Source organism: uncultured Mucilaginibacter sp., from assembly GCF_903913935.1.
In the GTDB taxonomy this organism is placed as follows: domain Bacteria; phylum Bacteroidota; class Bacteroidia; order Sphingobacteriales; family Sphingobacteriaceae; genus Mucilaginibacter.
The window spans coordinates 1-13,241 of record NZ_CAIWNH010000130.1 but is presented as its reverse complement, the minus strand read 5'-3'; the positions used below and the strand labels follow the sequence as shown (position 1 = coordinate 13,241).

Below are 13,241 nucleotides of genomic sequence, written 5' to 3'. Positions count from 1 at the left end.
TACCAACTGGCTTTATGGGTATTAACGCTTATCAGCCTTTGTTTGTTAGTCCGCAACATTTGCAATTTCATCGCCCGTAAAGGTTTTGTTATCCTTTCAATACTATTTTTAGGCAGCTTTATCATTTTAATAAGGTTTGTTAATCTCCATTACGGCTGGCCCGATTTTTCTTATCAACTTAAAATATTCAGTCCGCAGCTTTATGGTTCAAGTATGGTTTACCCCTCTTTGGGCGATCTGTGCATCAACATTTTATTTGTGAGCTGGTTCGTTGTTTTTTTATACGAGCAGCGAAAAAAACTCATAAAAAAGGCAATTAACCCGCCCTGGTCATACTTTATATATGTTATATTGATCGCTGCGCTTATTGGCATCTCAACTTCTCTGGTAAATCTTTTTTACGGCGTTGTGATTAACTCGAAGATAAGTTTTGATGTAACCAATGTGCTTAACCTTTCCTTCTTCAGCTTTCTTGGCATATTAATGCTATGCTTTAGTTTTATGATCTTTTACCTCCTGGTTGAGTTCTTCCTTGCGGTTTCATTTAAACTCTCCATAACTAATAGCTATAAAACCCTGATCTTCTCTGCGAGCATTGTTTTGGCTACTGCCGTATCCGCTTATTACCAGGGTTTTTCTCTTTTTTACATCCTGTGGGGCATTCTGGTTGCCATGAGGGCTTACGCATACCGCTCAAACAGGGGCGAACTCGATTCGGCCTCCCTTGCCATCATCGTTTTGGTGTGCGCATTAATTTCATCCATTAAACTAAACTATTTTGAATCTGTTAAAGAAATACAAACCCGTAAGACATTTGTACAAAAACTGGAATTGCCTGACGACGCGCAGGCTGACTTTAACTTTAACAGATTAGAGAAAAAAATTATCGCCGATTCTTCCATCGTTCAATATTTTAAGGATAGCGGACATGACAACAACTTTATTAGGATCCGGCTGGAGAAGCTTTATTTTAGCGGTTACCTTTCAAAATATGAGTTTAAAATATTTGCATTTGATAAAAAGGACGAGCCGCTTTCGAATGACAAGAATTTTGAACTGGGTGTTTTTAAAGATATGGTACTTTATAGTTCCTATAAGGTATCTGACTATTTTTACCGGGAAAACGAATCGTTCGGTTTCCTGAGTTATTTTGCTATCCTGCCGTTGAAGCAAAACGGCGAACGGTCGGGAACATTAGTCATCTAACTAAAATCAAAACCGATACAAATTGCACCATCTTTTCCTGGCCTGCTGGTTGATGGCGAACCGGATAAGGATGACGATTTTAAAGGTTATTCATACGCTTTTTATAGCGATAATAAATTATTTAACCAAAGCGGCAATTTTGTTTATGATCTTTCAAATAACCAGTTTGAAGGGGTAACAGGTAAATATGTTTTCAAAAACACAAAATACAATGGTGACGAGTGGTTTATGCATTTCACTACCTATAGCCATTTAATTTACAAACCTACCGGAAGGACCCTAATCGTAGTAAGTAAAGAAAACAAGCCGCTTGTTTTTAGCATAGCCTCCATAACCTTCTTTTTTGTCGTGTTCCTAATATTCAGCATTCTGGTTATTTCGGCGCGCTGGCTGTGGATGAGGCTCAGGATATTGAGCATTAAAAATAACCGATTCAACTGGAATTTCAAATTAAACCTTGGCCTGGTGTTGTACAAAACCCGGATACAGTTTTCAATGGTTTTTGCGGTTGTTGCTACTTTGGTGATGGTTGGTATTATTACCTACCTCTCCATAAGTACTGAGTACCAAACACAGCAAAATAAAACCATAAGAGACAAAATACATAAAATAGCCACAGCTTTTGAAAATAGCCAATATTCAAAATACCTTAAAAACGTAAATGAGGCTACCCAGGTTGATTTTGACAATTTTGCCAACGCTTACTCCGCCGATCTTACTTTATTTGATTTGGATGGCGTAGCCCTGGTTACTACCCAGCCCAAAATATACGAATACGGCTTGCAGGCCAGGAGAATGAACACGCGGGCTTTTATCAATCTCAGGGACCTGCAAAAATCAGAATATACAAATGACGAAAAAATTGGATTATTAAATTATACCGCGGCATTTATGCCTATACGCAATTCAAACAACGAAACGATAGCCTATTTACAGCTTCCTTATTTTTCGAACGAATCGGATTATAAAGAACATATCGGTTCCTTACTAAATGTGATGATAAATGTTTATGCAATAGTATTTATGGCTATTGGCTTATTTGCCGTTTTTATTGCCCGGCAAATAACTTCGCCATTAAGCTTTATTCAGTATAGTTTAAGTAAAACCATTTACGGCCAAAAAAACGAGCCGATACAGTGGGACCGGAACGATGAAATTGGCGCCCTGGTAAAAGAATACAATAAAATGATAGCTGCGCTTGAAAACAGTGCCCAAAAGCTGGCACAATCAGAAAGGGAAAGCGCCTGGCGTGAAATGGCCAAACAGGTGGCTCACGAAATTAAGAACCCGTTAACGCCATTAAAACTTGGTCTGCAGCTGCTGGATAAATCATGGAAGGACAAAGATCCAAAGTTCGATCAGAAGTTTGAAAGGTTCAGCAAATCGTTTGTTGAACAAATCGAAAGCCTTTCCTCCATCGCATCTGAATTTTCGGCGTTTGCAAAAATGCCCGAAACCAGACTTGAGCGTTTAAATATTTTTGACATATTAGCCCAGGCTGTTACCATTTTTAAGGAAATGGACAATATTAAAATTGTAAACCAGGCATCTGATAAACCATTTTTTATACTCGCCGACCGCGATCAGTTGCTGCGTTGTTTCAATAATTTACTTAAAAACGCCATCGAAGCCACCCCTTTAAATAAATTAGGGGTGATTGAAATCAATTATATGGTTACCCATAAAAATGTGTTGCTAACTGTAAAAGACAACGGCGATGGCATACCAGATGGGTTGCGCGAAAAAATATTTGAACCCAATTTCACTACAAAAAGTTCGGGCACCGGGCTTGGGCTCGCTTTTGTAAAAAACTCCATTGAAAATGCAGGGGGCAAAGTATGGTTTGAGACGGCTACAGGGGAAGGAACCACTTTTTATATCAGTTTACCTTCGGCGTAGGAAAATTGGTTGTTTAAGTTGATCGAGTTGATTAACTCATTCCAACTTAAACAACCATTCAACCAACGCCTACTTCAGCATAAAGCTTGTTTTTCCCATGGTATAGCCGTCAGCATACAGCAAAACGGTATAGGTTCCTTTTTGAAAGGCAGCCGGGTTTACCCAGTCAATGGTATAAACGCTGCCATCATCTTTAAAATCAATGGATGTTTTGTAGGTAAATTGCAGGTCCTGCCCATCGGCATTAAAATTGCCTGAATCGGTTTCAGTGATCAGGTTACCGGTAGGATCAATAATGCGGATAAAAATATCATGCATCCCTTTTTCGGCAAGCGAGTTACTTGCAACCGTGAAATTTATCTTTATCTTTTTTGCAGGCGATGCTCTTTTCACATCAACTTCTTTACCGCTTCCTTTAATTTTATACGCAACAACATCGGCAGTAGCTAGTTTAATAGCCGAGCCAACTTTTACTTTTGCGCCCAGGTCTTCATTTTGTTTACTTAGTGTACTATCCTTTTTTGCTGCAACAGCCAGGTTCGTTTTTAAGGTATCGCGCTCGCTGGCCAAAGTTGTATTTTGTTTTTTTAACTCTTCAATCTGTGCGGTATAACTAGTTACAAAATACCTTAATTGCTTAATATCTTCCTGCGCTTTATTAAGTTCGGCCTGGGTTAACTTACCCTTGGCAAGTTCCTGGCGTAAAACTTTAATTTTCGACTGAAGCGAGTCATTTTTCGCCTGCATCTCGGTTGACAATTTGGCTTTTCCGGAGTTTACCTGTTCAATCTGGGCTTCCAGGCTATCCAGTTCAGTTTGCAGCCGGGTCCGCTCGGTGTCCTGATATACGATCCTGGTATCAGACTTATTTTTTTGTAGATACAAGTACACATCTGTAGCAAGCAAAGCCAATACCACCACAATGAGGAAGTAAATGACATTTGAATTTTTTTTAGGTGTTTGACCTGTTTGGTTTTCCATAGTAATTAGTTTTAGTTTGGATTTTTTTAGATGCGGACTTTAATAATAATTGATAAATCATTTAAAATTAACTCTGGACGACCTTGAAAAAGGTCAAATTAATTTAATTTACTCAAATCAACGAAACAATATCGTAATAATTGGCTTAACACAAATAATCATTCAGGTTTATAATAATTTAAAACAATTCAATATAAGCTGGTTACTTGTGCGGTTAAAAATAAGCACAATATGATTAAAACACAAAAAGACGCTAATTATTATGTCTAATACTAAATCAGCTTTAATCTGAGTTCATATCTTTGCAACTTTTAAATGATTTGATTGATGTACATCTGCCAGCGGTTAATTTTTCTTTTTTTTGCAATCACAACATTACAAGCATACGCCCAACAGGGTAATGCAACCGTAAAGGCGGATAGCACGCTTATAAAACCTGCCGCCCCCCCCGTTAAGATCAAACCGGCACCTAAACGTGAGTTCAGAAGTGCATGGATAGCAACGGTGGAAAATATCGACTGGCCCAGCCACCCCGGCCTGCCGGTTGATCAGCAAAAAAAAGAACTGACAGACCTGCTTGACTTTTTGCAGGAGGCTGGTATGAACGCAGTGATGCTGCAAATAAGGCCTGCCGCCGATGCCTTTTATGCAAAAAGCCGTGAACCATGGTCGAAATGGCTTACCGGTAAACAGGGCCAGGCACCCAGCCCGGCATATGACCCCTTGCAATTTGCCATAACGGAAGCCCATAAACGCGGGATGGAGTTGCACGCCTGGTTTAACCCCTACCGGGCCACTAACGACAATAAATTTGCTTCAATAAGCCCCCAACATATGACCAGGATAAAACCAGAGTGGTTTTTTGTTTACGGAGGAAAAAAGCAATTTGACCCCGGCATCCCCGAAGTTCGCGACTATATTGTGAAAGTATTTTTAGATGTAGTAGACAATTATGATATAGACGGCGTGCATATGGACGATTATTTTTATCCATACAGAATTGAAGGACAGCATATTAATGACGCTGCAACATTTAAAGCCTATGGTGGCCATTTTGATAACATTAACGATTGGAGAAGGCATAATGTTGATACCCTGATAGAAATGCTGAACGACAGCATCCACAAACATAACCCGCGTATTAAATTTGGCATTAGCCCATTTGGCGTTTGGCTTAATAAATTTCAGAGCCCTGAAGGATCTGATACCCATGGTTTGCCGTCCTACCTGGAATTATACGCTGATTCAAGAAAATGGATAAAAGAAGGCTGGGTTGATTATATTAACCCGCAAATATATTTCCCGATAGGGGACAGGTCGGTTCCTTTTGAAAAATTACTCGACTGGTGGAGTAATAATACCTATAACCGGCATTTGTATATTGGTATGGCTGCATACCGCTTAGGTGAACGCCGCACCGGCAAATTTAAAAACGACCCTTCGGCTATTCCTGAAGAGATCAAATATCAGCGCAATAACCCCCGCGTACAGGGAAGCGTTTATTTTAGCGCAAAGTCACTTGAGAACAACCCCCTTGGTATCACTGACTCGTTAAAAGAAAATTATTATAAATACCTGGCCCTTCCCCCCGAAATGCTTTGGCTCGATTCAATCCCGCCAAATCCTCCGGTTAATTTTACATCAGCCGTGACCATAAAAAACACCGTTGAATTGCGCTGGGGCACACCATTAGCCGCCAAAGATAACGAACCGGTTTACGGATATGTAATATATCGTTTTGATGGCAATGAACAGGTTAATTTGGAGAACCCAAAAAACATCCTGGATATAGAATATAACAGCAACACCACATATACCGATGATACTGCTGAAAAGGGCAAAACCTATTTGTACGTAGTAACAGCGATTGACAGACTTAAAAATGAAAGCGAACCTTCGCCTACAATTGCCGCTATTATAAAGTAGACGGGAGACTTAAGAGCCAGGAGTCAAGAGCCGAGAACAAAGAATCAAGAGCCAAGGATCAAGAAAGAAGGATAGGCAATTAGAACCAGATCAGGCACCGGTTAAAAACTGACCGTGCTTAACAATTTTATCTTTATCCTGGTTCCTGAATCTTGACTCTTGGTTCTTCGTTCTTAAATCATCACAGCGCCGCAGTTAATATTAATTACCTGGCCCGTTATGGAGGCCTGGTTCAGCAGGTACGCTACCAGCCCGGCTATTTCACCTGGCTGGCTCATACGTTTAAGCGGAACACTTTGCATAGCGATGTCATAGAATTCATCCTTGGTGATGCCGATGCCATCGGCAATGCCTTTTAAACCCTGCTGTGCCATCTCAGTATCCACCCATCCCTGGCAAATGGCATTTACCAGTATATTTTGCGGGGCATACTGAACCGCCTATGACCGCATCAAACCCAGCAATCCTGCTTTTGAAGCGCAATAAGCGGAATAATTTGCAACGCCAAGCCTTGCCAGAACAGAAGAGGTGATCAGTATATGTTTTTCGCCTGGGGTGTTAGCCAAGTTGGGTAAAAAGGTATTTACAAAATTATAGGTGCCGGCTAGGTTAGTGTCGATGATCCCCTGCCAGCGATCACCGCTTCCCCAATAGTTCTCGCCGCCGATGCCTGAATTAGCCACAAGGCCGTCAATAGCCCTATTACCCAATTGCGAAGCCGCTGCAGCCAGGCTTTCTTTACTCTTTATATCAGCTGTTAAAATTAAATGCTTCCCATTTTTCAGCGTTTCAAGTATTTTTTCAAGATTTGCCTTATTGCGGCCCAGTAAAATACATTGATGCCCTTCTGATGCCGGTTTTTGTGCTATGGCCCGGCCAATGCCGCTGCCCGCCCCGCTGATGAGGAACGTTTTTTTCATGGTATTGCAAAGTAAATAATCTTTTGCAACAGGTAAAAAATATAAGGTATTACTGGTTCATTGCATCTGCCAGGCCCTTGATATAATTTTCGTCAATTTTATTGTTATGGGCGGTCATATAGTCGGTTAATTTGCTTCCCTCAGCAGCAAATGCCGCTTTAACATCCTTTTTCCTGGTATTTAAAACCGCTAAGGTATTTGCCGACAGGTTCCAAATAAAATAGGCATATTCGTCTGTGTATTCATCATAGGTATTTCCGGAGCTCACAACGCCGTCGCTTTTATAATTTGAAGGAACAAATTTGGTGATAAACAATTTGTATATTTTATATTTACTCCCGGCGCTGATCACCTGCAGGTAAAAATCTTTACTGACCTGGCTAACCAGTTCAAAAGTCATCAGCTGTCCCTTTGGGCTAAACACCGAAAACGATTTTATAACATTTTTATCAGCCAGCATTACCGACGCATTGGTTACAGCCAGGTAAAGGTCACCGGCCATTTTATCGTAATTAAATGTTACCTCTTTCATTTGCACCAGGCTGCCATCGTTTTTTATAACGTAGCCATGCACCCACTGGTTAAACAAAAAACGGCTGCCAACAGTCTCCCTTGTCTCCGTATAAACCATTGCGCCAATGCCATTAAGGTGGCCCCCCAGTAACTGCGAACTATTGGTTTTAAATGCTTCCTGCAAAATGTCAAGATCTTTGTTTTTTAGTTTTTCGCCGCCAGAAATACTCACCGGATTTTGTTTCAACACAATTTCAAGGTGATTTTTACCGCCAACCTGCAAAGAATCATCCTGATAACCATTGCAATTGATATTTAGTTGCGACGTTGGTTCAACTTTCAGGTTAAAATTGCCCAGAGAGTCGGTAAATGTGGCGTTCCTTTGCTGCTGGTCAAGTATAAAGGCGTAAACAACAGGAATTCCATGCTGATCTCTCACACTACCGGTGAGCGATATGGTTTGTGCCATCAGAAAAACCGGCGCTGCAAACAAAAGTAAGGTTGAGATTATTTTTTTCATGTTTAAGGTTGCCCCTAAAATAGCAAAAAAACAGATAGCCCGGCAGGCTAAAGGTTAATTAATTAAGGACAACCAATTCTTTTCTGATCAGCTTTTGAAGGTAAATATTGACCTCCATATCGCCCATGCCATATATTTTTTCTTTTTCCAAAAAAACGCTCAGGATCTCGGGCCAGGTTTTGTACCCGTAATTATAAATATCCACTAATCTCTGTTCGATGTAGTTGAGGCCTTTGTCGTTAACCGCCAGCTTTTGAAGCTGGGCGGATAGGGCAGGTTTTAACAGGTGCAGGCTGCCCCAGAAAGTAGTATTATTTAAAAAACTTTGAAGTCTCTCCGCATTCCGCGTGGTGTAAACAGCCCAGGCTTCCGCCGCAAGCACAAAATCAATTTCGCTCAGCTGCACTCTTATGGTATCGTACAAATAAACCAGTTCTTCGCCGTCTAGCTCACCCATGCCGCGAAAATCGTCTTTGCCCGGGTAATCATTTGGGCAAATCAAATAAGTAGCCGGGGCGGAAAGATCTGTTTTTTGTTTCAGGTAGGTTATTATTCCTAACAGATTTGCCTGGCAATGAAGGTCAAACTCAAACCACAGGTTGATCTCGTCATATAAATCATCCAGTTTGGCCAGCTGATCCAGCACATTTTGCTGGTAATTTTCAGGTGTGTCATTAAAGGTCTCACTAATCCACTCCGAACGTTTTTTCCAAAAACTTGCCGATGTAATATTTTCCGCCAGCGGCCCCTCCGATAATACCTCACGCCAAACCAATACATCGCCTTCAAGACCGGTTTCTTCAAAACCCAGCGCAGTTGAATCGCCGTTAAGGATATGGAGGATACTCATAGAGGTAAAAGCTTAAAGCTCAAAAATCAAAGCTATGATTTTGTTTTCAGCAAGCACAATTCATTTTGTAACAATATTTATGATGATTAAGCTAAACCCGGCTGCATTGTTTTTTACTATCGATCAGGTTAACAGCATATTACCGTTGCCTGTATACAAAAAAATCCTGGCCAGGCCAGGATTTTTTGTTATGATGAACATCAATTTTATTTATTTGCCGGACTTCCCGGGGGTACCGGTTGTATTGGTATACTTGGGGTCAAGCGTAATGTAATCTGTTAAAATTTGCCCGGCTTCTTTCTTTAAAAAGTCAAGGTCTTCATTCCTTGGTTTTGGCTGTCCCTGTTTTAATTCCTGAAGGCCCATGGCTACACGGCGCTGGTTATCATCGGCAAATGATTTCTTTTCATCTGCCTCCCTTTGTTTTTTAAGCTGATCTTCATTCAGGATAATGCTTTTTTCACTATCGTGCTTTTTAAAATTAGCGATGTCTTCCATCAGGAAATTATAACTGGCGCTTTTTTGCATGCGTTGTTCGTGCAAAGCTTTTAGCTGTGGCAATACAGCTGAAAAATCGCCGGTTTTGGTGTAATCTGATTTTTCGATGATGTCAAATGGCATTGCCGAAGGTTCAGTGTCTTCGCCATATTTATCCATTGGGATAACTGAAGGGAACTGGATATCGGGCATAACTCCTTTATGCTGGGTTGAGTTGCCTGTAATGCGGTAAAACTTAGCGATGGTTAAATTCAATTGGCCAAAAACACTTTGGCTGCCTGTTGATACCGGTTTGCCATTTTTACCCATTAAAGAGGCAATCCTGTCGCGCAATGAGCTTTGGATCACCTTATCAAGGTCGATAGCGTTTTGAACCGATCCTTTGCCATAAGTTTGCGTACCTACTATAATACCGCGGCCGTAATCCTGGATAGCGCCCGAAAATATCTCGGTAGCTGAAGCGCTGAACCTGTCAACCAGCACCGCCAATGGCCCTGAATAGGCAATTGAAGGATCTTCATCCTTATCTTGCTCCACCTGGTCATTCGCGCTCCTTACCTGTACCACAGGGCCGGTTTTAATAAATAACCCTGTGAGTTCGATGGCTTCCATTAATGAACCACCTCCATTTTCGCGCATATCCATTACAATACCATCAACGCCTTGCTGCTTTAAGGAGTCAATAAGTAATTTAACATCGTGGGTGGTGCTTTTATAGTTAGGGTTGCCTGATTTATAATCGTTAAAGTCGATATAAAAAGCGGGAACTGATATTACCCCAATTTTTATAGTCTTCCCATTATAATCATACGTCTTAATCTCTTTTTTAGCCGACTCATCTTTCAGGATGATCTTTTCGCGTACCATTTCCACAACTTTTGGTTTGGATGAAACGCTGCTGCTTTTAGGCAATATTTCCAGCCTTACAACGGTACCTTTTGTTCCGCGGATAAGAGCGATGGCATTTTCAATCCTCCAACCGATCACATTCTGAAATTCCCCTTCTTTACCTTGTCCTACGCCAACAATGCGGTCATCAACGCCCAATTGTTTGCTTTTATCGGCAGGTCCGCCTGGAACAATTGATTTGATGACGATATAATCATTGTCGATATTTAAACCTGCGCCGATACCCTCCAGTTGACGGGACATATCGATATTAAAATTTGCCGCGTTTGAAGGCGTAAAATAATTGGTATGCGGATCGATAGCATTGGTAAAGGCATCCATAAACACCTGGAAAACATCCTGGTTGTTTAGTTTATTGGTTTGCGCCAGCAGGTTTTGATAACGCTTTTTTAAAGTTTCTTTATCTTTTGCCAGATCGGGGTTGGCCAGTTTAAGGTTGAGCAGGTCGTATTTAACCCGTAAACTCCAAATATTGTCCATTTCACTTTGTGAAGCTACCCAGGGCAGGCTGTCGCGGTCAAAAACAAATTTTTCGTTTTTATCAAAATCAAAAGTTTTATCCAACTGGGCTATGGAATAGTTGATATGCTCGATATACCTTTTCTGGTAAACATTAAAAATATAAAACACATCGTTCAGGTTACCTGTTTTTACATCGTCGTCCAAAACAGTTTTGTATTTGCTGAAATCAGCAATGTCCGAAGCCAATAAATAATTGTGGCTTTCGTCGAGCATTTTGATATACCTGTTAAAGATCACCTCGGACAATGAATCATTAAGGGGAACTTTTTTATAGTTATAGTTGGTTATCAGCTCAGATACGGTGCGACAAACAATACTCTGCTGTTCGTCGGGCTGCAGATCATTTGAACCGGCAACTTTTATAGGCTTTGACGGTGCTGCATGGCAGGCGAGTGCTGCGCCAACCACCAGCAATAAATAAAATTTCTTGAACATATCTCTTACGCTTTTTAAATCGGGGACTAAATAAAACATCAATTCTGGTGCCTGCTGATAAATGATTTCGCTAAAGTAAACAAAAAAGAGACGGCCTGAATTGCTGTCTCTTTTTTATGAATAACAATTATACAATAATGTTTTAATTGTTTCACAAAACATTTTGCTTTTTACTGTATTGTTACAAAACAAGCAGGTTTAGAACTGATTTACAGGCCACTTTATTATTCGGCTTTGGTTTTATTCTGCGCACCATCCGCATAAATTAATACCGGCCGCTGTTTGGGCTGCTTGTTTTGGTTCAAATATTGGGTCGCCAGTTCGATGGTTTCATAGTATTGGTTTAACCCTTTAGCATAGGCCAGATCATGTGCCTCGGCAAGGTCTTGCCGTGCCAGCAGCACATCACCCATTATAGCTTTTATACTGGCAAGTTCCACCAGGTTTTCGATGGTATGTTTATCGTCATTTTGCTGGCGGGAGATGTTATTGCTTTGAAGCAAATACCATTTAGCTTCTGACAGCCTGTTTTGTTTAATATATAAACGCGCCAGGTCGCTGAAGTTATAGCTGGCATCATTGTAGATCCGGAAGCGCATATTGTGCTGGGCCAACTGCATCACCACATTTTCAGACGCTTCAAGGCTGTATTGGGACTGATCGATCAATACGGGGGAAATTTTTGGATGAGGGGGTTTCTCCGCCCTGAACCGGGCAATATACCGCCCTCCTGAAAGATCTTCGTAAGGAGTGCGGGTGGCCCTTTTCTTTAAAAGCTGGTCGACGCGGTACCATTGGGCCGAGGCCGAAGTACATGTGGCGGCAAAAAAAATGACCAGTAAAAGTTTCATTTAAAATCCTTAGGGCTTTAATCAGCTTGCAAAGTTAAATATAATATGATGAAAATTGCAATTACTAAGCGAACGCAATACGCCGGCAAATATTGCCCGCAAAACATGAAGATCCATTTCGGTTTTTTGTGTCAATAATCACATTTCAACCTGTTCAAGCGCATTTTTTATCATCATTTATAAGGGTATATTCGTTTGTGAATTCATTCCGTGCAACTCCGTTATTGGGGTTTTCAGAAATGAGCTCCCGCAGTATTAACAATTAAAATTCAAGGCCATGAGTCACTTTATCGAATCAGAAGTATCCGCCTTCAAAGCAGTTTTTGTTAACGGATCATATAATTTAAAGGAATGTATCCGCGTTTTTGTACCCGTATTTTTAGTGATTGTTACGCTATTTTTGACGTTTAAATCCTAAAGCACAAGACTTTATACGAGGCTTAATAAGACGGTGGCATTTTATATTGAAGTACAATTATTTATATTTACGGTATAAAATTTATGTGAATGAAATCAGCCGTCCTTTTAATTATCTTATGTTTCGGATTGTTCAGTTGTAAAAACGGCACAAAAACGGAAGCTACAAAACCCGATTCCCTTAATTATCCTTTCAAACCCAGGTATTCCATCAACTGGCAGCCGGGTGATGAGCATAATGCCCTTCTGGTGCTCAATTGCCTCAAAAAATACGTCGCTGGTGACATCAAAGGCAGTACAGCTTATTTTGCCGATACCTCGGAATTTATTGCCGATAAATTCCATTTTAAAGGCAGCCGGGACAGCCTCACCAAAGTAATCGGTGCTATGCGCGTTGCGTCAACTACTGTATCCAAGCAATTTGATAGCTGGATGACGGTTTATTATCCTGACAAGAAAGCAACCTGGGTTACACTGTGGTACACTGAAAAGATGACCGATCACGATGGCAAAACAGATTCCATTTATTATACCGACGACGTAATGGTGAAAGACGGAAAGATTGTGCTATATGATGAAAAACAGCGGACCTTCCCGGAGGCGGTGGCTAAAAAATGATAAAAAAGGAGAATACAAGTATGCGGTTTGTATTAGCCATTAACATAATGCGTATCTTTCTCGATGAGATTATTGTTACTCCCGGTATATGTTTTTTTGGCATGGCTGAATGCGGATATGTCAAAAGTAATCTACATTCAACCGCTTGGAGATGTGAATAAGGAAGAGATCAGCCT

The 13,241-nt window shown here is 40.8% G+C and carries 9 protein-coding genes and 1 pseudogene; 4 read left to right on the top strand and 6 right to left on the bottom strand.

Going from position 1 to position 13,241, the window contains the following annotated elements:
• A partial coding sequence (locus QZY09_RS04925) for a hypothetical protein (protein ID WP_295668938.1) occupies positions 1 to 1,206 on the top strand: 1,206 nt, incomplete at its 5' end.
• A gap of 348 nt (positions 1,207 to 1,554) precedes the next feature.
• Positions 1,555 to 3,105: a HAMP domain-containing sensor histidine kinase gene (locus tag QZY09_RS04920; RefSeq protein WP_295668935.1), complete on the top strand. Its 1,551-nt coding sequence runs from the start codon at positions 1,555 to 1,557 to the stop codon at positions 3,103 to 3,105.
• 69 nt (positions 3,106 to 3,174) lie between these two features.
• Here the strand turns inward: QZY09_RS04920 and QZY09_RS04915 are convergent, their stop codons facing one another.
• Positions 3,175 to 4,086 carry a hypothetical protein gene (locus QZY09_RS04915; RefSeq protein ID WP_295668932.1) on the bottom strand — a complete coding sequence of 304 codons (912 nt, stop codon included), beginning with the start codon at positions 4,084 to 4,086 and terminating at the stop codon, positions 3,175 to 3,177.
• A gap of 327 nt (positions 4,087 to 4,413) precedes the next feature.
• Between QZY09_RS04915 and QZY09_RS04910 the strand changes: the two genes are divergently transcribed.
• The gene (locus QZY09_RS04910) at positions 4,414 to 6,012 is read left to right on the top strand and encodes a family 10 glycosylhydrolase (protein WP_295668941.1); all 1,599 of its coding nucleotides are present in this window, start codon (positions 4,414 to 4,416) and stop codon (positions 6,010 to 6,012) included.
• A 173-nt stretch (positions 6,013 to 6,185) separates the two neighbouring features.
• On the opposite strand, the pseudogene QZY09_RS04905 reads toward QZY09_RS04910, so the two are convergent.
• From QZY09_RS04905 to QZY09_RS04885, 5 genes and pseudogenes are all read right to left on the bottom strand, one after another.
• Positions 6,186 to 6,932: pseudogene (locus tag QZY09_RS04905) on the bottom strand (SDR family NAD(P)-dependent oxidoreductase).
• Between the two features lie 49 nt (positions 6,933 to 6,981).
• A complete protein-coding gene (locus tag QZY09_RS04900; RefSeq protein WP_295668929.1) occupies positions 6,982 to 7,965 on the bottom strand; it encodes a hypothetical protein in 984 nt (327 codons plus the stop codon).
• Positions 7,966 to 8,023: 58 nt separating this feature from the next.
• Positions 8,024 to 8,815: a DUF1835 domain-containing protein gene (locus QZY09_RS04895; protein WP_295668926.1), complete on the bottom strand. Its 792-nt coding sequence runs from the start codon at positions 8,813 to 8,815 to the stop codon at positions 8,024 to 8,026.
• A gap of 210 nt (positions 8,816 to 9,025) precedes the next feature.
• Positions 9,026 to 11,179 carry a carboxy terminal-processing peptidase gene (locus QZY09_RS04890; protein ID WP_295668923.1) on the bottom strand — a complete coding sequence of 718 codons (2,154 nt, stop codon included), beginning with the start codon at positions 11,177 to 11,179 and terminating at the stop codon, positions 9,026 to 9,028.
• Positions 11,180 to 11,403: 224 nt separating this feature from the next.
• Positions 11,404 to 12,030 (bottom strand): hypothetical protein, encoded by a 627-nt coding sequence (locus QZY09_RS04885; RefSeq protein ID WP_295668921.1) that lies wholly within the window; start codon positions 12,028 to 12,030, stop codon positions 11,404 to 11,406.
• Positions 12,031 to 12,537: 507 nt separating this feature from the next.
• Between QZY09_RS04885 and QZY09_RS04880 the strand changes: the two genes are divergently transcribed.
• The gene (locus QZY09_RS04880) at positions 12,538 to 13,065 is read left to right on the top strand and encodes a hypothetical protein (RefSeq protein ID WP_295668918.1); all 528 of its coding nucleotides are present in this window, start codon (positions 12,538 to 12,540) and stop codon (positions 13,063 to 13,065) included.
• Positions 13,066 to 13,241 lie beyond the last annotated feature (176 nt).

Bases quoted from the DNA above. Each gene is read 5' to 3' on its own strand.
- QZY09_RS04915 (WP_295668932.1), bottom strand. From the start codon at position 4,086: ATGGAAAACCAAACAGGTCAAACACCTAAAAAAAATTCAAATGTCATT.
- QZY09_RS04910 (WP_295668941.1), top strand. From the start codon at position 4,414: ATGTACATCTGCCAGCGGTTAATTTTTCTTTTTTTTGCAATCACAACA.
- QZY09_RS04900 (WP_295668929.1), bottom strand. From the start codon at position 7,965: ATGAAAAAAATAATCTCAACCTTACTTTTGTTTGCAGCGCCGGTTTTT.
- QZY09_RS04895 (WP_295668926.1), bottom strand. From the start codon at position 8,815: ATGAGTATCCTCCATATCCTTAACGGCGATTCAACTGCGCTGGGTTTT.
- QZY09_RS04890 (WP_295668923.1), bottom strand. From the start codon at position 11,179: ATGTTCAAGAAATTTTATTTATTGCTGGTGGTTGGCGCAGCACTCGCC.
- QZY09_RS04885 (WP_295668921.1), bottom strand. From the start codon at position 12,030: ATGAAACTTTTACTGGTCATTTTTTTTGCCGCCACATGTACTTCGGCC.
- QZY09_RS04880 (WP_295668918.1), top strand. From the start codon at position 12,538: ATGAAATCAGCCGTCCTTTTAATTATCTTATGTTTCGGATTGTTCAGT.